The sequence below is a fragment of the Chitinimonas naiadis genome, from assembly GCF_054780835.1.
The window spans coordinates 295,770-319,782 of record NZ_BAAGVO010000009.1; the positions used below are offsets into that span (position 1 = coordinate 295,770).

Sequence of the window (24,013 nt, forward strand, 5' to 3'; positions counted from 1 at the left end):
GTTCGACGTAGCGGCCGCGAGCTAACGCTTGATCTTCGCGAAACGCGGCAGGTTGTCGACGCTCTTGTCCAGACCGTCGAGACGATCACCCATGGCCACGCCAAGCTTGTCCAGACGGTCATTGGGGCTGGGATGGGTCTTGAACATCAGCGCAAATGCACCGTCGCTCGGACTCTCGGCCAGCGTCTGCAACACGCCGACTAGGCCGTAGGGGTTGTAGCCTGCCCGCGCGGCGATCACCACGCCCATGCGGTCGGCCTCGAACTCATCGTCCTTGTCGAGTCCTCGCAGGAATACCTCCTTGCCACCTCCCACCACCTTGGACACCATGTCCGCCTTGGCCGAGCCGGTATTCTCCTTGTACTGGGCCGCCACATCATTGAGGATGGAGCTGCCAAGCGCCTTCTGGATCGCCTTCAGTTGGTGCTTCTGCAGCACATGCGACATCTCGTGCGCCAGCACCCCGGCCAGTTCCGCCTCGCTACGCAGGCGCTGGAACAAGCCGCGCGTAATCAGCACATAGCCGCCGGGGGTGGCAAAAGCATTGACGTTCGGATGATCGATCACCCCGAACTTCCAGGGCAGGCCGGCCCGCTCGGTATGTTGTGCCAGCCACATGCCGACACGGTTCACATAGCGCTGCGTCTCGGCATCGTTCACCAGCGGTGAAGCACCCAACAATGTAGCCGCCAGGTCGCCCCCCATCTGGATCTCTTCCGGCTCGCCGATATCCCGACTGGCATCGGCGGCTTTCTTGACCGTCTCCACACCCTTCAGCACCTTGTCCAGGTTCAGTTTGCCGAAATCGATCGCAGCAGCGGGCAACGCAGCCGCCAACAACATGGGCAGTATCAGTTTACGCATGGCACCGCTCCTTAACGGTTGTTGTCCGAGCCACTGGGCTTGGGCAGATAGTCGATCTTGCTGCTGGCGAGCTTGCCGGCGCGGGCGAACTTCTCGGCCTCATCAGCCGATGCCGCATAGCTGCCGAGCTTGGCCAACTGCTCCTTGTTGGGCTGTGCGTTGGTAATGTCTTCCTCGGAGAGGCCCTTGACCCCGGTCGTGACTGTCGTACCGGAACTACCGGTCTTGAAGATATTCACCGCCGACAGCAAACCACCGCCGCCACCCTTGGTATCACCCGATCCGGTACGCACGTTGAGCATCTTGACCCAACCGGTCTGCCCGGCCGCCTTGACCTGCATCCAGGCTCCCTGCCGACCGAGAATCTCGAGCGGCGTCTGCGCATTCAGATCCGCCACCTTGCCACCATCAATATACGGCCGCTGCTTGAGTTCGGCAGCCCGGAGCAAGGTCCCGGTCTCCGCCGCCTGCACGAAGCCTGCCAGTACAGCAAACCACAACCAACCCGTCTTCATCGCCACCACTCCCTGTCTGTCTATGCCTTGAGGCTGGGTTCAAACAATCGTACTTCCTGCTCGCGACCCTTGACGTGATGCGAGCCACAGTCGCGGTAGACGAAGGCATCCCCCGCCGCAAGCATGGTGGACTCTGCCACTAGCACCCGCGCGACCCCCTTGGTCTGCCCTTCGATCCGGCTGGCCAGATTGACCGTATCCCCAATCGCAGTGTAGTCCAGTCGATCACTGGAACCGATAAAGCCGACAACCGCAGGGCCGCTGTTGAGGCCGATGCCGATATCGAATTCATCGCCCAGTTCAGTCAGTTCCGCCTTGAAGCGTACCAAAGCCGCCGACATCTCGATCGCCGCCATGATGGCATGCCGCGCATGGTCCGGATCATTCACCGGCGCCCCCCAGAACGCCATGATGGCATCACCGATGAACTTGTCGAGCGTGCCGCCGTGCCGGAAGATGATCTCGACCTGGGTGGAGAAGTAGCGGTTTAACAAGGACACGATGGCTTCCGGCGTCCGTGTTTCGGACAAGGTGGTAAAGCCGCGGATATCGGAGAACAGCACCGTCACCTGCCGGCTTTCGGCATTGATGCCGGTATCGATCTCACCGCGCGCCACCAGGTCTCCCACCACGCGCGGATCCAGAAAGCGCTGGAACATGCCGATCGCTCGCTCGCGCTGCTGCCGCTCTTTCAGATAGGCCAGCAGCGCACCCAACCAGTAGTAAAGCCAGGCACACAGCAGTGGTGCATAGAAGGGCAACCACCAGCCCAGGCCCAGGCCCCACCAGGCCAGGGCCAGCACCAGCACATTGACCCCGGCCAGGCCATAGGCGATCCGGGTCGCAGTAAAGCCTCGATTGAACGCCAGCGTCAGCCCCAGTAATAGCAGCAAGGCCAGCGGCAGCCCTGTCTGCCTGGGTGCTTCGCGCAACCAGTCACCCTGGCGCAGGTTGTCGATGGCGGTCGCCAGGATGTCCACTCCGGGATAGACACTGGACAAGGGCGTTACCCGCAGATCCTGCAATCCCGGCGCGCGGGCGCCAATCACCACGATCTTGCCCTTGAATTCATCTTTGGGCCGGGCCGAGACCTCGCGCTGGCTATCGAGATAGATATCGGCGTAGGCCACATGCGATGGCGCAGGTCGCCAGTTCAGCATCAGCTGCGAAGCCTCGGGCAAAGTCCAGCCAAGGTCGGCAGCCACCCTGGCCGGCAGCGACAGGAAGCGCCAGCCCTGCTGTTCCATGTAGACATGGTAGTGGCGCCCGACCTGGTCACTATCCTCATTGAAGTTGATCAGACCTGCCTTGATCCGCTCCCACTGCGGCAAGGGCAACGCATCCTTGTCGCTGGACGGCGCCTGCAGGGCGGCGGCCGGCACCATCAGCGGTATCCGCGCGCCCGCAACGGCCTGCGGTGTCGGAACGATGCCGAAGGAGCGGGGGAAGCGCTCTATCGGTTGCCCCAGGCCATTCTCATTGAGCGTCTGTGGCAGGTAGACATTGCTGGCCTGGCTCAGTACCTCGATATAGTAGCGATCACTGTCGATGCGGAAGCTATCCACCTCGTTGGTCAGGATGTCCGACACCACCGCCTTCGCCCCCTGGCGGTTCAGGTACTCGATCAGCTCCGCATGCACCGAGCGAGGCCAGGGCCAGCTACCGGCGATTTCATTCATCTCCTCGAGCGAGCGCTGGTCGATATCAACCACCACCACATCGCCCGACGGTGCACGCTGCGCCGCATGCAAACGCAGCAGGATATCGCCGCCGCGCTGGTCCACGATACGGCTGACACCCAGCAGGCCATAGTCCAGCAGCACCAGCAGTACGAACACGGCCAGGGCATGCCACCAGGAAAAGCGACGTAGCGACAAAAGCGAGGGCATGGGGCGCATAGGGAATCCGTGGCTCAGAGCCTTGTTTTTAGCAGTCCGGCCGATTTATCACCAGCGCGCGCGCAAAAAACAAGGGCCGGAGTATCCGGCCCTTGCTGGTACGACTTGGCAGACGTGAGGATACTCACTCGTCCATCAAGGCCGTCGTGTACACCTCTTGCACGTCATCCAGGCTCTCAAGTGCATCCAGCAGCTTCTGCATCTTGATCACATCGTCACCGGATAACGGCGTTTCCGCCTGGGGCCGCATGGTGGCTTCGCCCATCTCGGCCTTGAAGCCCGCCTTTTCCAGCGTTTCCTTGATGGTCACGAAATCGTAAGGTGGCGTGATCACCTCGATCGAACCATCGTCGTTGGTCACCACGTCGTCGGCACCCGCCTCGAGCGCCGCTTCCATCAAGGCATCCTCATCGGTACCCGGCGCAAAGATCAGGTAGCCGCAATGCTTGAACTGGAACGACACGCAACCGTCGGTGCCCATATTGCCACCGTACTTGCTGAAGGCGTGGCGCACATCGGCCACGGTACGGGTCTTGTTGTCGGTCAGGCAGTCAACCATCACCGCCGCACCGCCGATGCCGTAACCCTCATAACGGGTTTCCAGATAATCGACGCCTTCCAGGTTACCGGCACCGCGATCGATGGCGCGCTGGATATTGTCCTTGGGCATGTTCGCACCCAGGGCCTTGTCGACAGCCAGGCGCAAACGCGGGTTGGTGGCGGGATCAGGATCACCCATCTTGGCAGCGACGGTGATTTCCTTGATCAGCCGAGTGAACAGCTGACCACGCTTGGCGTCCTGACGCCCCTTGCGATGTTGAATATTCGCCCACTTGGAATGGCCGGCCATGGTGTAAACCTCTTGCAGAACAAGTCACGGGAAGGCCGGGATTTTAGCACAGGGGCCGCACGCTGCATTTGCTGCCAACCGGCCACTCTTCTACACTCAAGCTATCCCCTACCCAAACCGGAGTCCGCCATGAAGCTTGCCTTTCTTGCTGCTGCCCTGCTCTCCTTCGGCGTCGTCCACGCCGCTGATCCTGCGCCAGCAGCAGATGCCGCTCCCAACAAGCAGCAGAACAAAATGTCTCAATGCAACAAGGACGCCGAAGGCAAGAAGGGTGACGAGCGCAAGAAGTTCATGAGCGAATGCCTCAAGGCCAAGCCGGCTGCAGACGCTTCCGCCAAGCCCACCGACCAGAAGGAAAAGATGAAGTGGTGCAACAAGGAAGCCACCGGCAAGAAGGGTGACGAGCGCAAGGCCTTCATGAGCGAATGCCTCAAGAAGTAGGCCACCCGAAGCGCAGCCCGCAACAGCCCGCTTTGCGGGTTGTTTGCTTATTTGCGGCGACCGCGCGGATGATGGTCGGCGTGCAGCTTGGCCAGCCTCGCCTTGGCCACATGGGTGTAAATCTGGGTGGTCGTGATATCGGCATGCCCTAGCAACAATTGCACCACCCGCAGGTCGGCACCATGGTTGACCAGATGGGTCGCAAAGGCGTGCCGTAATACGTGCGGGCTGAGCCGGTCCGCAGCGATTCCCGCTCGCAAGGCGTACTGCTTGACGATGTACCAGAAGCCCTGCCGCGTCAGCGGTTCACCGTGGGCATTGAGAAACGCCACCGGATGCGCACGCCCGCCCAACAGCACCGGCCGGCCCTCCGCCAGGTAGCGCCGGAATGCCGCCTGGGCCGGCTGCCCCATGGGCACCAGCCGGGTCTTGTCACCCTTTCCGTGCTCGATGCGTATCGACCCTTCGTTGAGATTCATGGCCGCCAGGTGCAGGCTGACCAGCTCCGACACCCGCAAGCCTGAGGCGTACATCAGTTCCAGCATGGCAAGATCACGCATCCCCAGTACAGTATCCTGCTCCGGCGCATTCAGCACCGCCTCCACCTCCGCCTCAGATAGGGTCTTCGGCAGAGGTCGCACCAGATGCGGCCCTTCCAGGTCCGCACTCGGATCGCGGTCTATCAATTCCAGCGAGAGCCAATGGCGATAGTAGCTGCGCAGCGCCGACAGCAGCCGGGCGCGCGAAGCAGCATTCTTGCCGCGCGCCATGGCCGGCAGCTTGCGCTTCTCAGCCTCGGCCAGGGACTTGCTGGCCTCATAGGCCGTTGCCAGTTCCGCAAGGAAATCCCGTATCTGCTCGGCATTGGCACCAAAGCTGTCGAGGCCGCGCCCAGATAGCCAGGACGCCCACTGACGCAGATCGCGTCGATAGCTGTCGGCAGTGTGTGGCGACCAGCCCTCCGCCAGCCAGGCTGCATCGACATAGCTGTCGATGCGGGTTTCATCGGTATCGGAATGCTTGGACATGGCCGGCATTATGGGCAAGAAAAAACGCGGCTGTCTTGCGACAGCCGCGTTTCGAGTACAGCAAAAGCAGCCTGCTTATTCGGCAGCAGCAACAGCGGCAACCTTGCGGGCCGGCAGCTTTTCCTTGATACGTGCGGACTTGCCCGAACGATCGCGCAGGTAGTACAGCTTGGCGCGACGCACATCGCCACGACGCTTCACTTCGATGGAAGCAACCAGCGGCGAGTAGGTTTGGAAAGTACGCTCAACGCCTTCGCCCGAAGAAATCTTGCGGACGATGAAAGCGCTGTTCAGACCGCGGTTACGCTTGGCGATCACGACGCCTTCGTAAGCCTGCAGACGTTCACGGGTACCTTCCTTCACCTTCACCTGCACGATGACGGTGTCACCGGGGGCGAATTCGGGGATGGTCTTGCCCAGGCGGGCAATTTCTTCTTGTTCCAGCTTAGCGATGAGATTCATCGTCATTACTCCGATTGTGAAGCTTGTTCCTTCTGGAACTCTGCCAGAAGCCGAGCTTCCTCTTTTGTCAGCTGGCGCTCTTGCAGCAACTCCGGTCTGCGCAACCAGGTGCGCCCCAGGGACTGCTTCAAACGCCAACGCCTGATCGCCGCATGGTTACCCGAAAGCAGAACTTCCGGAACGGCCATGCCGCGATATTCCTCGGGACGGGTGTAGTGCGGACAATCCAGCAACCCATCCACGAAACTGTCTTCCTGCGCCGAGGCCGCGTCGTTCAACACGCCCGGCAACTGCCGTACCAGCGAATCGATCAGCACCATGGCCGGCAATTCACCGCCCGACAGCACATAGTCGCCAATGGAGATTTCCTCATCCACCTGGCGCTCGATCACCCGCTCGTCGATGCCCTCGTAGCGCCCCGCCAGTACGATCAGGCCGGGCTCAAGGAGCAAGCGCATCACCGTTTCATGCGTCAAGGGCGCACCCTGCGGCGACATATAAACCACGCGCGAACGCACAACGCCGGCGGCAGCTTGTGCAGCCCTGGCCCCATCAATCGCGGCTTCCAGCGGTTCCGGCAACATCACCATGCCCGGACCACCCCCATAGGGCCGATCGTCGACACGGCGGTAGTTACCGGTGCTGTAATCGCGCGGGTTCCAGCACTGCAGGCTGAAAATAGCCTGCTCGCTTGCTCGCTGCGTCACGCCATGTTCGGATATCGCCTCGAACATGGCGGGAAAAATCGTGACGACGTCAAAACGCACGTCAGTAGTCCAGGCCCCAATCGACCTTGATCACGCGGGCCGATTGATCGACCTCGACAATCACCGCGCCGACAAAAGGCAGCAGGCGCTCGGTCTGACCATCCTTGACCACCAGCACATCGTTCGCGCCAGTGCTCAAGAGACTGTCCACCACGCCCAGCGACTCGCCCTGCAAGTTGACCACCGCCAGACCGATCAGATCGGCCCAGTAGTACTCACCCTCATCAGCGTCCGGCATTTGTGATCGGGGCACGGCTATCGTCATGCCCTTCATGGCAAAGGCCACATCGCGGTCATCGATCCCGGCCAGCCGGACGTTCAATGCCTTGGGCTGGCTTTGCGATTCTTCAACCTTGTAGGCGCGCCAGTCACCATTACGACCCAACCACCAGGTATCGTAATCGAGCAAGCTATCGGCGTACTGGGTATCGGCAACCACCTTGACCCAGCCACGTATGCCAAACGCGCCTGCGACAAAACCCATCGGCACCAAGTCAGCCGGCGTAGCGGCCTGCGATGCAGCGATGGGTTGTCGGCTCGCCGATGTCATATCGGCGCTTGCAGCTTTCGGCACTTAAGCCGGCAGACGCTTGACCAGCTTCTTGACGCTGTCGGCCAGTTGCGCGCCAGTGCCAATCCAGTGGTTCAGACGGTCAGCAGCAATGCGCAGACCTTCCTCGCCATCCTTGGCTACCGGGTTGTAAAAGCCGAGGCGTTCGATGAAGCGACCGTCGCGGCGGCAGCGCTTGTCGGCCACAACCACGTGGAAGAACGGACGATCTTTGGCGCCACCACGGGCAAGACGAATCACAACCATTATGTTGTTCCTAAAAATCTAGTTAGGCGGAGAAAGCCGAGCATTCTACAGCCCAAGCTCAACCATGAGCAAGAACTTCTTGCAACTCAAGCAATTAGCGTTGATGCGCGGCCCGATTACATGCCCGGCATCATGCCTTTCATGCCCTTCATCAGCTTGAACATGTTCTTGCCTGAGAACTGCTTCATCATCTTCTGCATGTCCTCAAACTGCTTCAGCAGGCGGTTCACCTCCTGCACGCTGACGCCGGAGCCCGCCGCAATGCGGCGCTTGCGGCTGGCCTTCAGCAATTCCGGCTTGCGCCGTTCCAGCGGCGTCATGGCGTTGATGATGCCCTCCACCCTACGCATTGCCTTGTCCGCCTCCGGCCCCTGCATGGCCTGGCTCATCTGGCCCATGCCCGGCAGCTTGTCGATCAGGCCGGCCATGCCGCCCATCTTCTTCATCTGCTGGATCTGCGCCTTGAAATCCTCCAGGTCGAAGCCTTTGCCGCTCTTCATCTTCTTGGCAAGCTTTTCGGCCTCTTCAACGTCGACCGTCTGCTGCACCTGCTCGATCAGGCTCAATACATCGCCCATGCCCAGGATGCGCGACGCCATCCGCTCCGGATGGAATGGCTCCAGCCCGCCGACCTTTTCACCCACACCGACAAACTTGATCGGCTTGCCGGTCACATGACGGACCGACAAGGCCGCGCCGCCCCGCGCATCGCCGTCGAGCTTGGTCAGGATCACCCCGGTCAGCGGCAGCGCCTCGCCAAACGCCTTGGCGGTATTGACCGCATCCTGCCCCTGCATGGCATCCACCACGAACAGGGTCTCGATCGGGTTCAAAGCCGCATGCAGCTGCTTGATCTCGATCATCATGGCCTCATCGATCGCCAGGCGGCCGGCGGTATCGACGATCAATACATCAAAGAAATGCCGCTTGGCATGATCCAGCGCCGCCCGGGCAATCTCCACCGGCGCCTGCTTGGGGTCGGACGGAAACCATTCGACGCCGACCTGTGCCGCCAGCAACTTCAACTGCTCGATGGCCGCGGGACGATAGACGTCGGCCGACACTACCAGCACCTTCTTCTTGGATTCTTCCTTGAGCCGCTTGGCCAGCTTGCCGCTGGTCGTGGTCTTGCCCGCGCCCTGCAGGCCCGCCATCAGCACCACGGCCGGCGGCACCGCCGCGAGATTCAGCGCGTCGTTGTGGTCGCCCATGAGCTTCTTCAGCTCCTCGTGCACCACACCGATCACGGCCTGGCCCGGCGTGAGGCTGCCCATCACCTCCTGGCCCAGCGCCCGTTGCTTGACCTCGGCGACAAAGGTTTTGACCACCGGCAAGGCCACATCGGCCTCCAGCAAGGCCATACGCACCTCGCGCATGGCATCGGAGATATTGTCCTCGGTCAGGCGCGCATGACCTCGCAAGGTCTTGACGACGGAAGACAGGCGGCTTTGCAGGTTGTCAAACATGGGAGCAATTCTCAATCAGCGCCACGCGGCGCTCTGTTAAACTCGAACGCGTAAGTTTACCCGACTTGCTTGCGCTTCTCTCATGCTCATACCTCATCCCTTGCTATATACCCTCGTCTGGTTCGGTTACGTCGGCCTCGCCGCCTGGCTTTTGGCCGGTCGCAGCCAGCCTGCGCCCGCCCTGCCGCAACGACAAAAGCTCGAGCACGCACTGCTCGGCGCCTTGCTGCTCGTCCATGCGCCGCTGGCATTTTTGCCCCTGGCCGGACCACTGCCCCACTTTGGCGCGCGCGAGGCCCTGAGCCTGCTGACCTGGGTCGCGGTACTGATCTATTGGACCGCCGCGTTCCTGATCCGACTCGAAGGCCTGCAGACCATCCTGCTGCCGGTCGCCACACTCAGCCTCGGCGCCAGCTTGCTGCTGCCTGCCGGCCACGCCACCCCCTGGCTCAGCGCCCCGCTGATGCAGGCGCACTTCGCCATTGCCATGCTCGCTTACGGTTTTCTTGCCGTCGCCGCCGGCCTCGCCGTACTGATGCGACTGGCCGACCGCGCGCTGCATACGCCCGCCAACAGCCTGCTCAGGCAATTACCACCGCTGCTGGCACTGGAAAGACTACTATTTGCCACGCTGGCCTTGGGCTTCAGCCTGCTGACCGCCACACTGGCAACCGGCGCCGTCTTTGCCGAAGAGTTGTTCGGCAAGCCCATGACGCTGAACCACAAGGTCATCTTCTCGCTGGCGGCGTGGCTGGTCTTCGCCATCCTGCTGTGGGGCCGCAGGACGCGCGGCTGGCGCGGCCGCCTTGCAGTCAACTGGACATTGGCCGGTTTTGGCCTGCTGCTGCTGGCCTATGTCGGCAGCCGCTTTGTTCTCGACACCCTGCTGCATCGCTGATGCAGTTTCACCACACATCTCTCATGACAATGTATTAAACTGGCGCCCTGGCTCAATTGCAGCCTTGCCTCAGCCTGCATCACGCCGATCACCGCGGCAGCCGAGGCAGAAATCCGGTGCGCCACCCGCAAAACCAAGCGGGACAAGGGTTTCCAGCTTTACAGGCGAACTTGACAAAGGCATTATTTATGCCAGCCTCTAATATACGACGCAATTAGCGTCGCCTTTGCAAGGACGTCATTACCCATGGCGCAAGCCCCTACCCCTTTGTCCGGCCTTGCCCGCATCCTTGTACAGCAGGGCCATTTGCAGGCCAGTGAAGCCGAAACCATCCAAGCCCAGGCACAGAGCACACATGTCGGCTTTGTGCAGGCGCTGGTTGCCAGCAAGAAGCTGACGGCGCTTCGCGTTGCGGAACTCGCGGCGGGCACCTTCGGCTATCCCCTGCTCGATCTGGCGCAGCTCGACTCTGCCTATATCCCCGCCGGCGTCCTCGACGCCAAGCTGATGCAAAGCCGGCGCATTGCACCGCTCTACAAGCGCGGCACCAAGCTATTTGTCGCGATCTCCGACCCGACAGAAGTCCAGGCCCTGGAAGACGCCAAGTTCCAGACCGGCACCGTCATCGAACCCATCGTGGTCGAAGACCCCAAGCTGGGCCAACTGATCGAAAAACTGATCGAAGCCAGCGGTGCCAACCTCAAGGATATGGCTCTGGATCAGGACGACCTGAATCTAGGCAGCGGCGAGGAAGCACCGCCGGAGGTTGACAACACCAGTGAGGTCGACGACGCGCCCGTCGTCAAATACATCCAGAAGCTGCTGCTGGACGCCATCAACGGCGGCGCCTCCGATATCCACTTTGAACCCTACGAAAAATTCTATCGGGTCCGCTATCGCATCGACGGTGTGCTGCGCGAGATTGCCCAGCCACCGCTGGCGATCAAGGAAAAGATCTCCTCGCGTATCAAGGTGATCTCCAAGCTCGACATCTCGGAAAAGCGCATCCCGCAGGATGGCCGGATGAAGCTGGTCCTGTCCAAGAGCCGTGCAATCGACTTCCGGGTCTCGACCCTGCCGACCCTGTTCGGCGAGAAGATCTGTATGCGGATTCTGGACCCCAGCTCCGCCACCCTGGGTATCGACGCCCTGGGCTATGAGCCAGACCAGAAAGCGGCCCTGCTTGAAGCCGTCCATCGCCCTTACGGCATGGTGCTCGTGACGGGCCCGACCGGCTCCGGCAAGACGGTGTCGCTCTATACCTGTCTCAATATCCTGAACGAGCCCGGCATCAATATCTCGACCGCAGAAGACCCGGCCGAAATCAACCTGCCCGGCATCAACCAGGTCAACGTTAATGACAAGGCCGGCCTGACCTTCTCCGCCGCGCTGAAGTCCTTTCTGCGTCAAGATCCCGACATCATCATGGTCGGTGAAATCCGGGACCTGGAAACCGCCGACATCGCAATCAAGGCGGCGCAGACCGGTCACATGGTGTTCTCGACCCTGCACACCAACGATGCCCCGGCAACGCTTTCGCGGATGCTGAACATGGGCATCGCTCCATTCAACATCGCCTCGTCAGTCATCCTGATTACCGGCCAGCGATTGGCGCGCAAGCTTTGTACAGCCTGCAAGAAGCCCATCGAAATCCCGCACGAGGCCCTGCTGCGCGCCGGCTTCAAGGAAGAAGAACTGGATGGTAGCTGGCAGCCCTACGGCCCTGTGGGCTGCGATACCTGCAAAGGTACCGGCTACAAGGGTCGGGTCGGCATCTACCAGGTCATGCCCATCTCCGAGGAAATGCAACGCATCATCATGCAACAGGGCACCTCAATCGATATCGCAGATCAGGCCAAACGCGAAGGCGTGCGTGACCTGCGGCAATCCGGCCTCTTGAAGGTCAAACAGGGTATGACGTCGCTGACTGAAGTCGAAGCCGTCACCAACGAATAAGAATCCAGGAGCACACGCAATGGCGGTGGACAAGAAAGCCCAGGTCAAGGAACTGACGTTCTCCTGGGAGGGCAAGGACAAGACCGGCAAGACCCTGAAGGGTGAGATGCGCGCGGGCGGCGACGCCGTGGTGCGTGCCAACCTGCGGCGTCAGGGCATCATGGTCACCAAGGTCAAGAAGCAGTCCCGTACGATGGGTCGCAAGATCACCGAAAAGGACATTGCCTTCTTTACCCGGCAGATGGCCGTGATGATGAAGTCCGGCGTACCCCTGCTGCAGGCTTTCGACATCGTTGCCAAGGGGCACAGCAATCCCAGCGTCACTCGCCTGCTGCTAGACATCAAGAACGATGTGGAAACCGGCTCCAGCCTGACCCAGGCCTTCCGCAAGCATCCGCTGCAATTTGACCAGCTGTTCTGCAACCTGGTTCAGGCGGGTGAACAGGCCGGTATTCTGGACACGCTGCTGGAGCGGTTGGCGGACTACAAGGAAAAGATCCTGGCCATCAAGGGCAAGATCAAATCCGCCATGTTCTACCCCACCGCCATTATCGTCGCGGCCTTCATCGTGATCACCGTGATCATGATTTTCGTGATCCCGGCCTTCAAGGACCTATTCTCCGGCTTCGGTGCCGATCTGCCCGGGCCAACCCAGCTGGTGATCGATATTTCCGAAATATTCCTGAACTACTGGTGGGCGATCTTCGGCGGCATTGGCGGCACCATTTTTGGCATACTGGAAGCAAAGAAACGCTCGGTCACCTTTCAGGGCTGGATAGACAGAACCGCATTGCGGTTACCTATTTTCGGCGAAGTGCTGCGCAAGTCGACCATTGCCCGCTGGACCCGAACCATGTCCACCATGTTCGCGGCCGGCGTGCCACTGGTAGAAGCGCTGGACTCGGTTGGCGGCGCCTCCGGCAACGTCGTGTATGCCGATGCCACCAAGCGTATCCAGACCGAGGTCAGCACCGGCACCAGCCTCACGGTTGCGATGCAGAACGCCGACGTCTTCCCGCCCATGGTGCTGCAGATGGTCGCCATCGGTGAAGAATCCGGCGCGCTGGACGCCATGCTGGGCAAGATCGCCGACTTCTTCGAGCAGGAAGTTGACGAGGCTGTCGACGCACTGACCAGCCTCATGGAGCCGATGATCATGATGGTGCTCGGCCCCATCATCGGCGGTATCATCATCGCCATGTACCTTCCCATCTTCAAGATGGGCGCGGCGGTCGGCGGTTAAGCGATGTCCCTCTGGCAAGCGCTGGCCCTCTACCCTACCCTGTTTAGCCTTACCGCCCTGCTGCTGGGGTTGTTGATCGGCAGCTTCCTGAACGTGGTCATCCATCGCCTGCCCAGGATGATGGAGGCCGAGTTCCGGCGCGATTGCAGCATGCTGGACCTGCCGGAAGACGCGCCTACGCCGGCGCTGCCCAAGTACAACCTGGTGGTACCGCGCTCGGCCTGCCCCGGATGCGGCAAGCTGATCGCTGGCTACGACAACATCCCGATTGTCTCCTGGCTGCTGCTGCGGGGCCGCTGTCGCCATTGCAAGACCGGCATCTCCATCCGCTACCCTTTGGTCGAACTCGCCACCGGCCTGCTCTCCGCAGGCCTGGCCTGGCATTTCGGCTGGAGCGACGCCGCTATCGGCGCCCTGCTTTTCGGCTGGTTCATGGTGGCGCTGTTTTGGATCGATGCCGATACCTACCTGCTGCCCGACAGCCTGACCCTTCCCTTGCTCTGGCTCGGCCTGCTCTTCAACCTGCAGGGCACCTATGTACCCTTGCAGCAGGCCGTCGTCGGCGCCGTCGCCGGCTATCTCTGCCTCTGGTCGGTCTACTGGCTTTTCAAGCTTGCTACCGGTAAGGAAGGTATGGGTTATGGCGATTTCAAGCTGTTGGCCGCCATCGGCGCCTGGTTGGGCTGGCAGAGCCTGCCCATCGTCGTCCTGCTGTCATCGGTCGTCGGTGCCGTCATCGGGGTCGCCATGATCGTGCTGGCCAAACGCGGCTGGAGCAAACCGCTGCCGTTTGGCCCCTACCTCGCCATTGCCGGGCTGATCACCCTGGTGTGGGGACCACAGCTGCAGCAAATGCTCTGGGGTGTACCCCGTTAAGCCATGCGTGTCGTCGGCCTGACTGGGGGCATAGGCTCCGGCAAATCCACCGTGGCCACCGCATTCCAGGCTCTCGGCGTACCCTTGGTCGATACCGACGCCATCGCGCATGCGCTGAGCCAGCCCGGCCAGCCCGGCGCGGCTGCCGTCGCCGCGCTGTTTGGCCAGGATTTCCTTACCGAGGAAGGCGCCATCGACCGCCCCCGCCTGCGCGGCAAGATATTTGGCGACGCGGAGGCCAAGCGCAAGCTCGAAGCAGCCCTGCATCCGCTGATACGGCTTGGCGTGCAAGCGGCGCTGGCCGCAATCCCGCCGCAGACCACCTACTGCCTGCTGGCGGTCCCACTGCTGTTCGAAACTGGCGCCTATCAGGACATCATCGACCAGGCCTGGGTCGTCGACTGCGCCGAAGCCACCCAGATCGCCCGCGTCATGTCGCGCAGCCAGCTCACCGAAGCAGAAGTTCGGGCCATAATGGCCAATCAGGTCGATCGGATGACGCGTTTGTCGCACGCCGATGCCGTCATCGAAAACGAGGGTGATTTGCTGCAACTCACGGAAAGAGTTAAGGAATTACATCGGAAGTACATGCAAGCGTCTGAATCGGAACAAAATTTAGGCTAATGAATTTGTCAAAACTGCCTGAATCTTGCACAATCGACCGCTAATACAGCGCAAGCAGCAACCCACACAACGTGATCAGCTACGAATTCCCCGTCAACGAACGCATCCGCACCCTCCTGCGGCTGGAGGATCTGTACGATCGCGCCTCGTTCTTTGCCGGTCGTGAACACGCGCTGGAACATCACGCCGCGCTGCTCTGCCTTTTCGAAATCATGGAAGTCGCCGGCCGTGCCGATCTGAAGTCCGATCTGCTGCAGGAACTCGAACGGCAGCGCCAGACACTGGAAACCCTGCGCGACAACCCGCAGATTTCCGAGGAAGCGCTCGATATGGTCCTTGCCGATATCGAGCATACGCACGGTCGCCTGCTTGAGCCGACCGGCAAGTTCGCCCAGCACCTGCGCGAGAACGAATGGCTGATGGCTATCAAGCAGCGCTCGGGCATCCCCGGCGGCGTCTGCGAGTTTGACCTGCCCTCTTACCACTACTGGCAACAGCGGCCGGTGCAGGAGCGCCAGCACGACCTCAACGGTTGGCTAGGCCCCATGCTACCCATCAAGGACGGCATCGACATCGTCCTGCGCATACTGCGCAACAGCGCCAAGGTCGTCCCGCTCACCGCCCGCAACGGTGCATTCCAGCAGATGTCCGGCGGCAAGCTGGTGCAATTGCTGAAAATCTCCCTGGCGGCCGACCTGCCTTATGTACCCGAGCTGTCTGCCAACAAGTACGCCATCAACGTTCGCTTCGTTTCCCCTGCCGCCGGCTCTGACCGTCCGCGGCAATGTGAACACGATATCGAATTCGTCCTCGCCTTCTGCAATCTCTGATGTCCTCCACCCCTAAACAAGTTGCCTGCCCCACCTGCGGCACGCTCAGCCTTTGGACTCCCGAGCTACGCTGGCGTCCATTCTGCTCCGAGCGCTGCAAGCTGATCGACCTCGGGCTGTGGGCCACCGAGCAGTTCCGCGTACCGGGCGACCCGGCCCCCGAAGACAATCTGCCGCCGCACGCGTCCGATTCATAAATCCTTCACCAAACAGTCACTTCGCAGTCACCGCAGCGCTCTAACTTCCCTCCTGACATGTACCCAATGCTCAGGAGGCCAGACGCCATGCTGCACCCCGATAGCCAGACCAGCCAGACCCAGAAGCGCAAGCTGAGTGTGTCGCTCGCCAGCAGCGAAGCCGACATTCGTGCTGCCCAGGCGCTGCGTTACAAGGTATTCGGCGAAGAAATGGGCGCCCGTCTCAACTGCCGGGAACCCGGCCTGGATGTCGACCTGTTCGATAGCTGGTGTGATCACCTGCTGGTGCGTGACGAGCAGAGCGGCGAAGTTGTCGGCACCTACCGAATCCTGCCGCCCTCGCAAGCACGTGAACTCGGCAGCTACTACTCCGAGACCGAATTCGACCTGACCCGCCTGCAGCATATCCGCAGCAGCATGGTCGAAGTCGGCCGCTCCTGCGTGCATCCCGACTACCGCAATGGCGGCACCATCACCCTGCTATGGGCCGGCCTTGCCGACTACATGACCCGCAATCGCTATGAATACCTGGTCGGCTGTGCCAGTATCAGCATGGCGGACGGTGGCCACATGGCTGCCAGCATCTTCCAGCAGATCAGCCAGACCGCCATGTCCCCTGTCGAATGGCGCGTGGCGCCCCGCTGCGCCCTGCCGCTGGACGCGCTGGACAAGACCCTCGATGTCGAGCTCCCTCCGCTGCTGAAGGGCTATCTGCGCCTCGGTGCCTACGTCTGCGGCGACCCCGCATGGGATCCTGACTTCAACACCGCCGACGTCCTGATCCTCATGCCCCTCAGCCGCATGAACAAGCGCTACCTGCGCCACTTCCTGCAAAGCGAATAAGCGATCCAGCCGTTACGCTCATATCCCCAGGCCGCCTCGGCGCCTGTTATGGCTATATCCGCCACAAGTTCGGGAAATAGTTCATAACAGGCGCGCACGACGCTACACTGCGGCCTGCCGCCATGAAAACATCTCGCCTTAGCCAAGCGTGGCGCTTCGCCCGCCTGTTCAATCATCTGCTGCTCGGCCTGCTCGAAGCAGCCTGTTTCTATACCAGGCGCAGCCCGGCAGAACGTGCCCATACCATCGAGCGCTGGTCCAGGCAGCTCTGCGTCATCCTCGGTGTCGAAGTCAGTCTGCAAGGCCAGCCGCCGGGCTTCCTCCCCACCAACACCATGCTGGTCGCCAACCACACCTCCTGGTTGGATATCTTCGTCATGAACGCCGGCACCGTCTCGCGCTTCGTCGCCAAGGCCGAGGTCCGCAGCTGGCCGCTACTCGGCTGGCTGTGCCAGCGCACCGGTACCCTCTTCGTTACCCGGGAGCGGCGACACGATACCCGGCGGGTCAACAACGAGATCACCAGCGCACTCGCCCAGGGCGACTGCATCGCCGTATTTCCCGAAGGTGGCACCACCGACGGTTTCGACGTCGCCACCTTCAACGCCTCCCTGCTGCAGCCTGCCATCGACGCAGGTGCCCAGATCATCCCGGTTGCACTGTGCTACTACAATCGCCACGGAGAGCGCAGCAAGGCAGCCTGCTACGTAGGCGAAATGAGCCTACTGGAATCCATGCTCACGCTACTGGCCGAGCCCGGCCTGCGCGCCGAATTAACCTACTTCCCGCCCATTGCCACCAGCGGCGGCAATCGACGTGACCTGGCACGGCAGGCGCAGACCCTCATACGGGCGACGGTTCATCATGAGGCCCCGGCGCCTACTCTATACTCCGCGGCTGCCGTGATGGCACCTGAGATACCCGACCATCATCAAGCCTGATCGCCGTCAGGCTGCCACCCCATACGCAACCGGTATCCAGCGCAATTACGTCAGGCCTCACCAGCAAACCCAGCGCAGACCAATGACCACAGACGACGGTCACGTCGCGGCTGAGCCGCCCCGGCGCATCGAACCATGCAGAGAGGCCCGCCGGCGCATCCGCCAACTCGCCCTTGAACTCGAAATCCAGCCCACCGGCTGAATCCAGCAGACGCATACGGGTGCAGGCGTTGACGATCAGCCGCAGACGATCAAACCCCTGTAAGCCCTCTTCCCAGCGCGAGGGCTGGTTACCATACATCGCTGCCAGGAAGTCCTGATAGGTCGGCCCTCGCAACTGCTGTCGCACCTCCTCGGAAAGCGTCAGCGCCTGCTCAGCCGTCCACGCAGGCAGCAGCCCGGCATGGACGAACAGGAAGCCCCCCTCTCGCCGCACCAGCGGCTGCTCGCGCAGCCAGTCCAGCAAGGTCGCCGCATCGTCGGCCCGCAGTATCTCCTGCAAGGTATCGCGCCCCTTGCTGCGCGCCAGGCCCGCCTGCACCGCCAGCAGATGCAGGTCATGATTACCAAGCACAACGCGCACCGATGCCTGGTGCGCATGCACCCAGCGCAGTACCGCCAGCGACTCCGGCCCCCGGTTCACCAAGTCACCGACGAGATAGAGCCTGTCCCGGCCATGATCGAACCCGACCTGCTCCAGCAAGGACAGCAACTCCTGCAGGCAACCCTGCAGATCGCCGACGGCGTAGGTAGACATAGCGTGCTTTCGTAGGCAAATGGCGCGATTATAGCCAGCAGCGCAGCCCAAACAGGGCCATGGAGCACCTGGACAGGCAAACCTGGTCAACAGACTCTAGACTGCAGCGAGGAGACCGCCATGATAGAACACCCGCTCGCCAACCAGGAGGCCTGGATCCGCCTCTTCGAGGCAAGCCCCATACCCATCCTCGCCCACACCCGTGAGGCCCTGCAGGCACTCGCCGCCAAGGGTGACGACGCCAGCGTAATGGAACTGGCCAGCATCGTGCGGCACGACGCCCTGCTTGCGCTACAGGTATTGCGTTACCTGCAGCAACACCGCTCTGCGCATCAGCTGACCGACGTCACAACCGTGGACCGCGTGATCCTGATGCTGGGCGTCGATCCCCTGCTCAAGGCCTTCAGCCACAGCGAGACGGTAGAAGAGCTGCTGCAGGGCCATCCCCACGCCCTGGACGCCGTGCATTCGGTGCTGGGCCGTGCCTACCACGCGGCCCTGGTGGCCAACGTCTGGGCGGACTACCGGCACGATATCGACGGCACTGAAGTCCAGACCGCCGCGCTGCTGCGAGACATCGCCGAAGTGCTGGTCGGATGCTTCGCCCCAAAGCTGATCCTGCGCATCCGTGCCATGCAACAGCTGGACCGGCGGCTGCGCAGCCAGGTTGCCCAGAAAGCCGTACTGGGCTTTCCCTTCATCGACCTGCAGCTCATGCTGATCGAGCAATGGAAGCTGCCGCCCATCCTCAAGATGCTGATGGACGAGCACCACGCCGAACACCCCCGCGTCCGCACCGTCGCCACCGCCGTCGCCTATGCCCGCCACGCCGCCACCAGCTGGGAAGACGCCGCCCTGCCGGACGATTACCAGGCAGCGTCGGAAATCACTGGCCTGGGTTACGACAAGGCGCGCTACATCAGCCTCGAAGCCAGCCGCAAGGCACAGGAAGCCTGGGCCTGGTACGGCGACAAAATACCACCCCCACCCCCACCGTTCGAGCTTGATGACGGCAGCCAGGCCTAGAACGCAAAAAAGCCAACCTCGCGGTTGGCTTTTCTGTGTCTGGCAAGCGCTGATTAAGCCGCTTCCACAACCTCTGCCACATCAGGACGGTCAACCAGTTCGACCAATGCCATAGGAGCATTGTCGCCCTTGCGGAAGCCGTTCTTCAGAATACGCAGATAGCCGCCGTTACGGTTCTTGTAACGTGGGCCCAGCACATCGAACAACTTGAGCGTCAGCTCACGATCGCGAGTGCGGTCGAAAGCCAAGCGCAGGTTAGCGACGGAGCGCTCCTGCTTGCCCAGGGTGATCAGCGGCTCAGCCACGCGACGCAGTTCCTTTGCCTTCGGCAGCGTCGTCTGGATGACTTCGTGCTTCAGCAGTGCGTTGGCCAGGTTGCGCAGCATCGCCAGACGATGGCTCGTCGTGCGATTCAGTTTGCGGTTACTTTGACGGTGACGCATGGTGTTTATCCCTTGTCTTTCCAGCCTGGATTAAGGCTTTTCCAGGCCGACCGGCGGCCAGTTTTCCAGCTTCATGCCGAGCGTCAGACCCTTGGAGGCCAGCACTTCCTTGATCTCATTCAAGGACTTGCGACCCAGGTTCGGAGTCTTCAGCAATTCGGTTTCGGTACGCTGGATCAGGTCGCCGATGTAATAGATGTTTTCAGCCTTCAGGCAGTTCGCCGAACGTACGGTCAGCTCAAGATCGTCAACCGGACGGAGCAGGATCGGATCGACCTGCGGCGCGCGAGGCGCTTCAGGTTCGACTTCGGTGCTCTTGAGGTCAGCGAACACAGCCAGTTGCTCGACCAAGACGCGGGCAGCAAAACGCACCGCCTCTTCAGGATCGATCGCACCGTTGGTCTCGATGTCCATAACCAGCTTGTCGAGGTCGGTACGCTGTTCAACGCGAGCGCTTTCAACAGCATAGCTGACGCGACGGATCGGGCTGAACGAGGCATCCAACAGGATGGAACCGATGTTACGGCCCTCTTCCTTGTCCACACGAACCACGGCCGGTTGATACCCACGACCCTTCTCAACCTTGATCTCCATAGCGAGCTTGCCGCCAGAAGACAGGTTGGCGATCACGTGATCCGGGTTAACGATCTCGACGTCGTGCGGGACTTCGATATCGCTGGCCTTGACAACGCCTTCGCCATCTTTCTTGAGGGTCAGCAGTGCTTCGCCTCGACCATGCAACTTGAGGACCACGCCCTTGAGGTTCAGCAAGATATCAACGACATCTTCCTGGACACCGTCCAGCGCGGAGTACTCGTGGAGCACGCCCTCGATCTTAACTTCGGTCGGAGCATAGCCAGGCATCGACGACAACAGGATGCGACGCAATGCATTGCCGAGCGTATGGCCATAACCACGCTCAAACGGCTCCATCACGACACGCGCCTGGGTAGACGACGACGCCTGCACATCAATGATGCGCGGCTTCAGCAAGTCATTCGCGTTGCTTTGCATAAACAATCAATCCCTTTATCGAAACGAGCGGCGAACCGGACTAGCCGGTTCGTCTGCTTAAGGCCCAATTACTTCGAGTAGAACTCGACAACGAGCTGCTCGTTGATGTCGCTGGACAGGTCGCTGCGTTCTGGAGCGCTCTTGTAAACGCCTTCCATCTTCTTGCCATCGACACTGACCCAGCCCGGGAAACCGATTTGTTCAGCCAGCGCGAGCGCTTCCTGAATACGAACCTGCTTCTTGGACTTGTCGCGCACAGCCACGACGTCACCGGCCTTGACCTGGTAAGACGCAATGTTCACAACGACGCCATTGACCGTGATCGACTTGTGGCTGACCAGCTGACGAGCTTCCGAGCGGGTCGAGCCGAAGCCCATACGATAAACGACGTTGTCCAGGCGTGCTTCCAGGATCTTCAACAGGTTTTCACCGGTCGAGCCCTTGCGGCGAGCAGCCTCTTCAAAGTAACGGCGGAACTGACGCTCCAGAACGCCGTAAATACGGCGGATCTTTTGCTTTTCCCGCAGTTGTATGCCAAAGCCGGACAGACGGGGCTGCTTAGCACCGTGTTGACCAGGCTTACTATCCAGCTTGCACTTGGTGTCCAGAGCGCGACGAGCGCTCTTGAGGAACAGATCAGTGCCTTCGCGGCGCGAAAGTTTACATTTCGGTCCGATATAACGTGCCATCTCGGGTCTCCGGAATTAGATACGACGCTTTTTCGGCGGACGACAGCCGTTGTGCGGTACGGGGGTAACGTCGGAAATGCTGGTAATCTTGAAACCCAGCGCATTCAACGCACGCACAGCGGAGTCACGGCCGGGGCCGGGTCCCTTGATGCGGACTTCGAGGTTCTTGACACCATATTCCTGGGCAACTTTACCAGCATGCTCCGCAGCTACCTGAGCCGCGAATGGTGTACTTTTCCGAGAGCCTTTAAAACCAGCACCGCCCGAGGTAGCCCAGGAGAGAGCATTCCCTTGACGATCAGTGATGGTCACGATCGTATTGTTGAAAGAAGCGTGCACGTGCACGATGCCTTCAGATACGACCTTTTTGACTTTCTTACGTACACGCACTGTGTTTGCTTTAGCCATTGCTATTCCTTAAGTGCTTACTTCTTCCCTGCGATCGACTTACGCGGGCCCTTACGGGTACGCGCGTTCGTGCGGGTGCGCTGACCACGCGCGGGCAAGCCCTTGCGATGGCGCAGACCACGGTAACAACCGAGGTCCATCAGACGCTTGATGTTCATCGTAATCTCACGGCGAAGATCGCCTTCAACCGTGAACTTGCCGACTTCTTCGCGCAGCTTGTCCATCTCTGCGTCCGTCAGATCCTTGATCTTGCGATCAGTAGGAACGGCGGCGATAGCACAGATAGCCTTGGCGCGAGTCTGTCCGATCCCGTAAATGGCCTGAAGGCCAATGACGGTATGCTGATGATTGGGAATGTTTACCCCAGCAATACGGGCCATGATTCTCGTTACCCCAGATGTAAAAAGTTGCGGATTCTAGCACTAAGGCTAGCCGACGACAACTGATCGCGGCTTAGCCTTGACGTTGCTTGTGCCGCGGATCCGTGCAGATCACACGCACAACGCGGTTGCGGCGGATGATTTTGCAGTTACGGCAGATTTTTTTGACCGAAGCTTGAACTCGCATCGCTCTTTCCTTTCAATGAAAAACCGCTCTATTTCGCGCGGAAGACGATTCGGGCACGGGACAAATCGTAAGGGGTTAGCTCAACTGTCACCTTATCGCCAGGCAGTATGCGGATGTAGTGCATCCGCATCTTCCCGGAAATATGGCCCAGAACCACGTGCCCATTTTCCAACTTCACGCGAAAAGTCGCGTTGGGAAGGTTCTCAAGAACCTCCCCCTGCATCTGAATTACGTCTTCTTTCGACATGACGAGTTCGGATTATCTAGATGGTTAGTCCAGTGCTCTTCAACCAGCCTTGAAGTTCGCCTTCTTCAGCAAACTTTCGTACTGGTGGGACAGCAAGTAGGACTGAACCTGCGCCATGAAATCCATGGTCACCACGACAACGATCAGGAGCGACGTACCACCAAAGTAGAACGGAAGGTTCCACTGCAGCAGCAAGAATTCCGGAATCAGACAAACCGTCGTGATGTAGATCGCACCGATCAACGTCAAACGCAGAATGACTCGTTCAATATACTTTGCAGTTTGTTCACCAGGGCGGATGCCAGGAATGAACGCGCCACTCTTCTTCAGGTTATCTGCCGTTTCCTTGGGGTTGAAAACCAAGGCCGTGTAGAAATAGCAGAAGAAGATAATTGCAGCTGCGTAAAGCAGCACATACAAAGGCTGGCCGGGGTGCAGCATGTCGCCCACGCGCTTGAGCCAGGAGAACGATTCCGAATTACCCGTCCACGACAGTACCGTGGCAGGGAACAGAATGATGCTCGAAGCAAAAATCGGCGGAATGACACCAGCCATATTCAACTTCAGCGGCAAGTGCGTACTCTGGCCCTGCATTACGCGATTGCCAACCTGGCGCTTCGCATAATTGACCAAGACCTTGCGTTGACCGCGTTCAACGAACACGACGCCCGCAATGATCAGTACCACACCAGCTGCCAGAGCAAGCACCAGCAGAATGGGCAAAGCACCTTGGCTAGTTAGCTCAAGGGTCTTGCCGATCGAAGCCGGAATACCTGCAGCGATGCCCGAGAAAATCAGGATCGAAATACCATTGCCCAGGCCACGCTCGGTGATCTGCTCACCAAGCCACATCAGGAACATCGTCCCGGTAACCAGGGTAACGACGGTAGTGAAGTAGAACTCCACCTGACCGGTCATTACCAAGTTAGGCGTGCGGTACAACATCACGGCGATACCAAAACTCTGGAACGTCGCCAGTATCACCGTCGCATAGCGGGTGTACTGCGTGATCTTGCGCCGACCTGCCTCACCTTCCTTCTTCAGCTCCTTCAGTGCCGGAAGCACCTCGGAAGCCAGCTGCAGGATGATGGAGGACGAGATGTACGGCATGATGCCGATGGCAAACACAGTAAATCGCGACAACGCACCGCCGGAGAACATGTTGAACATGTTCAGGAGGCCCGCCCCGCTCTTCGTGGTATCGAAGAGATGGGCGAGCTCCACCGGGTTGATACCCGGCACCGGGATATGCGCGCCAATGCGATAAACGATCAAGGCACCAATCAGGAACCAGATACGCTTTTTCAGATCCGCAAACTTGCTTGCGGTACTGGCCATCGCGGGAT

General features: G+C 60.4%; 30 protein-coding genes. 11 read left to right on the forward strand and 19 right to left on the reverse strand.

The annotated features are described in order from the left end of the window. Positions 1 to 21 precede the first annotated feature (21 nt). From ACYVHK_RS24440 to ACYVHK_RS24455, 4 genes are all read right to left on the reverse strand, one after another. Entirely contained in the window at positions 22 to 864 is an 843-nt protein-coding gene (locus ACYVHK_RS24440) for a M48 family metalloprotease (protein WP_460537649.1), read from the reverse strand. 11 nt (positions 865 to 875) lie between these two features. Further along, entirely contained in the window at positions 876 to 1,379 is a 504-nt protein-coding gene (locus ACYVHK_RS24445) for an SH3 domain-containing protein (RefSeq protein WP_460537651.1), read from the reverse strand. A 20-nt stretch (positions 1,380 to 1,399) separates the two neighbouring features. Further along, positions 1,400 to 3,277 (reverse strand): CHASE2 domain-containing protein, encoded by a 1,878-nt coding sequence (locus tag ACYVHK_RS24450; protein WP_460537653.1) that lies wholly within the window; start codon positions 3,275 to 3,277, stop codon positions 1,400 to 1,402. Positions 3,278 to 3,401: 124 nt separating this feature from the next. Further along, positions 3,402 to 4,127, reverse strand: a complete 726-nt coding sequence (locus tag ACYVHK_RS24455) for a YebC/PmpR family DNA-binding transcriptional regulator (protein ID WP_460537655.1) — start codon at positions 4,125 to 4,127, stop codon at positions 3,402 to 3,404. A 129-nt stretch (positions 4,128 to 4,256) separates the two neighbouring features. Between ACYVHK_RS24455 and ACYVHK_RS24460 the strand changes: the two genes are divergently transcribed. Beyond that, complete coding sequence (locus tag ACYVHK_RS24460; RefSeq protein ID WP_460537657.1) at positions 4,257 to 4,568, forward strand: PsiF family protein; 312 nt, start codon at positions 4,257 to 4,259, stop codon at positions 4,566 to 4,568. A gap of 47 nt (positions 4,569 to 4,615) precedes the next feature. Here ACYVHK_RS24460 and xerD read toward each other — a convergent pair whose 3' ends face one another. From xerD to ffh, 6 genes are all read right to left on the reverse strand, one after another. After that, positions 4,616 to 5,596 (reverse strand): site-specific tyrosine recombinase XerD, encoded by a 981-nt coding sequence (xerD, locus tag ACYVHK_RS24465; protein WP_460537659.1) that lies wholly within the window; start codon positions 5,594 to 5,596, stop codon positions 4,616 to 4,618. A 75-nt stretch (positions 5,597 to 5,671) separates the two neighbouring features. Continuing rightward, complete coding sequence (gene rplS, locus ACYVHK_RS24470) at positions 5,672 to 6,058, reverse strand: 50S ribosomal protein L19 (protein ID WP_460537661.1); 387 nt, start codon at positions 6,056 to 6,058, stop codon at positions 5,672 to 5,674. 5 nt (positions 6,059 to 6,063) lie between these two features. Then, positions 6,064 to 6,825, reverse strand: a complete 762-nt coding sequence (gene trmD, locus ACYVHK_RS24475) for a tRNA (guanine(37)-N(1))-methyltransferase (RefSeq protein WP_460537663.1) — start codon at positions 6,823 to 6,825, stop codon at positions 6,064 to 6,066. A 1-nt stretch (position 6,826) separates the two neighbouring features. Beyond that, complete coding sequence (gene rimM, locus ACYVHK_RS24480; protein WP_460537665.1) at positions 6,827 to 7,375, reverse strand: ribosome maturation factor RimM; 549 nt, start codon at positions 7,373 to 7,375, stop codon at positions 6,827 to 6,829. Between the two features lie 24 nt (positions 7,376 to 7,399). Beyond that, entirely contained in the window at positions 7,400 to 7,642 is a 243-nt protein-coding gene (rpsP, locus tag ACYVHK_RS24485; RefSeq protein ID WP_460537667.1) for a small ribosomal subunit protein bS16, read from the reverse strand. Positions 7,643 to 7,758: 116 nt separating this feature from the next. Beyond that, entirely contained in the window at positions 7,759 to 9,108 is a 1,350-nt protein-coding gene (gene ffh, locus ACYVHK_RS24490; RefSeq protein WP_460537669.1) for a signal recognition particle protein, read from the reverse strand. Between the two features lie 82 nt (positions 9,109 to 9,190). Between ffh and ACYVHK_RS24495 the strand changes: the two genes are divergently transcribed. From ACYVHK_RS24495 to ACYVHK_RS24535, 9 genes are all read left to right on the forward strand, one after another. Next, complete coding sequence (locus ACYVHK_RS24495; protein ID WP_460537671.1) at positions 9,191 to 10,006, forward strand: cytochrome C assembly family protein; 816 nt, start codon at positions 9,191 to 9,193, stop codon at positions 10,004 to 10,006. Between the two features lie 246 nt (positions 10,007 to 10,252). Further along, on the forward strand, positions 10,253 to 11,962 hold the full coding sequence (gene pilB / locus ACYVHK_RS24500; RefSeq protein WP_460537673.1) for a type IV pilus assembly protein: 1,710 nt from the start codon (positions 10,253 to 10,255) through the stop codon (positions 11,960 to 11,962). Positions 11,963 to 11,981: 19 nt separating this feature from the next. Then, positions 11,982 to 13,205, forward strand: a complete 1,224-nt coding sequence (locus tag ACYVHK_RS24505) for a type II secretion system F family protein (protein ID WP_460537675.1) — start codon at positions 11,982 to 11,984, stop codon at positions 13,203 to 13,205. A 3-nt stretch (positions 13,206 to 13,208) separates the two neighbouring features. Beyond that, entirely contained in the window at positions 13,209 to 14,081 is an 873-nt protein-coding gene (locus ACYVHK_RS24510) for a prepilin peptidase (protein WP_460537677.1), read from the forward strand. A gap of 3 nt (positions 14,082 to 14,084) precedes the next feature. Next, positions 14,085 to 14,705, forward strand: a complete 621-nt coding sequence (gene coaE, locus ACYVHK_RS24515; RefSeq protein ID WP_460537679.1) for a dephospho-CoA kinase — start codon at positions 14,085 to 14,087, stop codon at positions 14,703 to 14,705. A gap of 71 nt (positions 14,706 to 14,776) precedes the next feature. Continuing rightward, on the forward strand, positions 14,777 to 15,535 hold the full coding sequence (gene zapD, locus ACYVHK_RS24520; protein ID WP_460537681.1) for a cell division protein ZapD: 759 nt from the start codon (positions 14,777 to 14,779) through the stop codon (positions 15,533 to 15,535). After that, positions 15,535 to 15,732 (forward strand): DNA gyrase inhibitor YacG, encoded by a 198-nt coding sequence (locus tag ACYVHK_RS24525; protein ID WP_460537683.1) that lies wholly within the window; start codon positions 15,535 to 15,537, stop codon positions 15,730 to 15,732. The genes zapD and ACYVHK_RS24525 overlap by 1 nt, the downstream gene beginning before the upstream one ends. An 87-nt stretch (positions 15,733 to 15,819) precedes the next feature. Continuing rightward, complete coding sequence (locus tag ACYVHK_RS24530; RefSeq protein WP_460537685.1) at positions 15,820 to 16,575, forward strand: GNAT family N-acetyltransferase; 756 nt, start codon at positions 15,820 to 15,822, stop codon at positions 16,573 to 16,575. A gap of 122 nt (positions 16,576 to 16,697) precedes the next feature. After that, a complete protein-coding gene (locus ACYVHK_RS24535; RefSeq protein WP_460537687.1) occupies positions 16,698 to 17,516 on the forward strand; it encodes a lysophospholipid acyltransferase family protein in 819 nt (272 codons plus the stop codon). Here the strand turns inward: ACYVHK_RS24535 and ACYVHK_RS24540 are convergent. Next, positions 17,455 to 18,273: a diadenosine tetraphosphatase gene (locus tag ACYVHK_RS24540; RefSeq protein WP_460537689.1), complete on the reverse strand. Its 819-nt coding sequence runs from the start codon at positions 18,271 to 18,273 to the stop codon at positions 17,455 to 17,457. The two genes, ACYVHK_RS24535 and ACYVHK_RS24540, sit on opposite strands and share 62 nt — an antisense overlap. A 120-nt stretch (positions 18,274 to 18,393) precedes the next feature. On the opposite strand from ACYVHK_RS24540, the gene ACYVHK_RS24545 reads away from it, so the two are divergent. Continuing rightward, on the forward strand, positions 18,394 to 19,299 hold the full coding sequence (locus ACYVHK_RS24545) for an HDOD domain-containing protein (RefSeq protein WP_460537691.1): 906 nt from the start codon (positions 18,394 to 18,396) through the stop codon (positions 19,297 to 19,299). Between the two features lie 53 nt (positions 19,300 to 19,352). Here ACYVHK_RS24545 and rplQ read toward each other — a convergent pair whose 3' ends face one another. The 8 genes from rplQ to secY all read right to left on the reverse strand — a co-directional run bounded on the left by rplQ (position 19,353) and on the right by secY (position 24,005). Next, a complete protein-coding gene (rplQ, locus tag ACYVHK_RS24550) occupies positions 19,353 to 19,742 on the reverse strand; it encodes a bL17 family ribosomal protein (protein ID WP_460537693.1) in 390 nt (129 codons plus the stop codon). Between the two features lie 30 nt (positions 19,743 to 19,772). Continuing rightward, on the reverse strand, positions 19,773 to 20,756 hold the full coding sequence (locus tag ACYVHK_RS24555; RefSeq protein ID WP_460537695.1) for a DNA-directed RNA polymerase subunit alpha: 984 nt from the start codon (positions 20,754 to 20,756) through the stop codon (positions 19,773 to 19,775). Between the two features lie 68 nt (positions 20,757 to 20,824). Then, on the reverse strand, positions 20,825 to 21,445 hold the full coding sequence (rpsD, locus tag ACYVHK_RS24560) for a 30S ribosomal protein S4 (RefSeq protein ID WP_460537697.1): 621 nt from the start codon (positions 21,443 to 21,445) through the stop codon (positions 20,825 to 20,827). Between the two features lie 15 nt (positions 21,446 to 21,460). After that, complete coding sequence (gene rpsK, locus ACYVHK_RS24565; RefSeq protein ID WP_072428309.1) at positions 21,461 to 21,853, reverse strand: 30S ribosomal protein S11; 393 nt, start codon at positions 21,851 to 21,853, stop codon at positions 21,461 to 21,463. 17 nt (positions 21,854 to 21,870) lie between these two features. Beyond that, positions 21,871 to 22,233: a 30S ribosomal protein S13 gene (gene rpsM / locus ACYVHK_RS24570; protein ID WP_460537700.1), complete on the reverse strand. Its 363-nt coding sequence runs from the start codon at positions 22,231 to 22,233 to the stop codon at positions 21,871 to 21,873. Between the two features lie 73 nt (positions 22,234 to 22,306). Next, positions 22,307 to 22,420 carry a 50S ribosomal protein L36 gene (rpmJ, locus tag ACYVHK_RS24575; protein ID WP_018748524.1) on the reverse strand — a complete coding sequence of 38 codons (114 nt, stop codon included), beginning with the start codon at positions 22,418 to 22,420 and terminating at the stop codon, positions 22,307 to 22,309. 28 nt (positions 22,421 to 22,448) lie between these two features. Beyond that, a complete protein-coding gene (gene infA / locus ACYVHK_RS24580; protein WP_005674242.1) occupies positions 22,449 to 22,667 on the reverse strand; it encodes a translation initiation factor IF-1 in 219 nt (72 codons plus the stop codon). 39 nt (positions 22,668 to 22,706) lie between these two features. Continuing rightward, the gene (gene secY, locus ACYVHK_RS24585) at positions 22,707 to 24,005 is read right to left on the reverse strand and encodes a preprotein translocase subunit SecY (RefSeq protein WP_460537743.1); all 1,299 of its coding nucleotides are present in this window, start codon (positions 24,003 to 24,005) and stop codon (positions 22,707 to 22,709) included. Positions 24,006 to 24,013 lie beyond the last annotated feature (8 nt).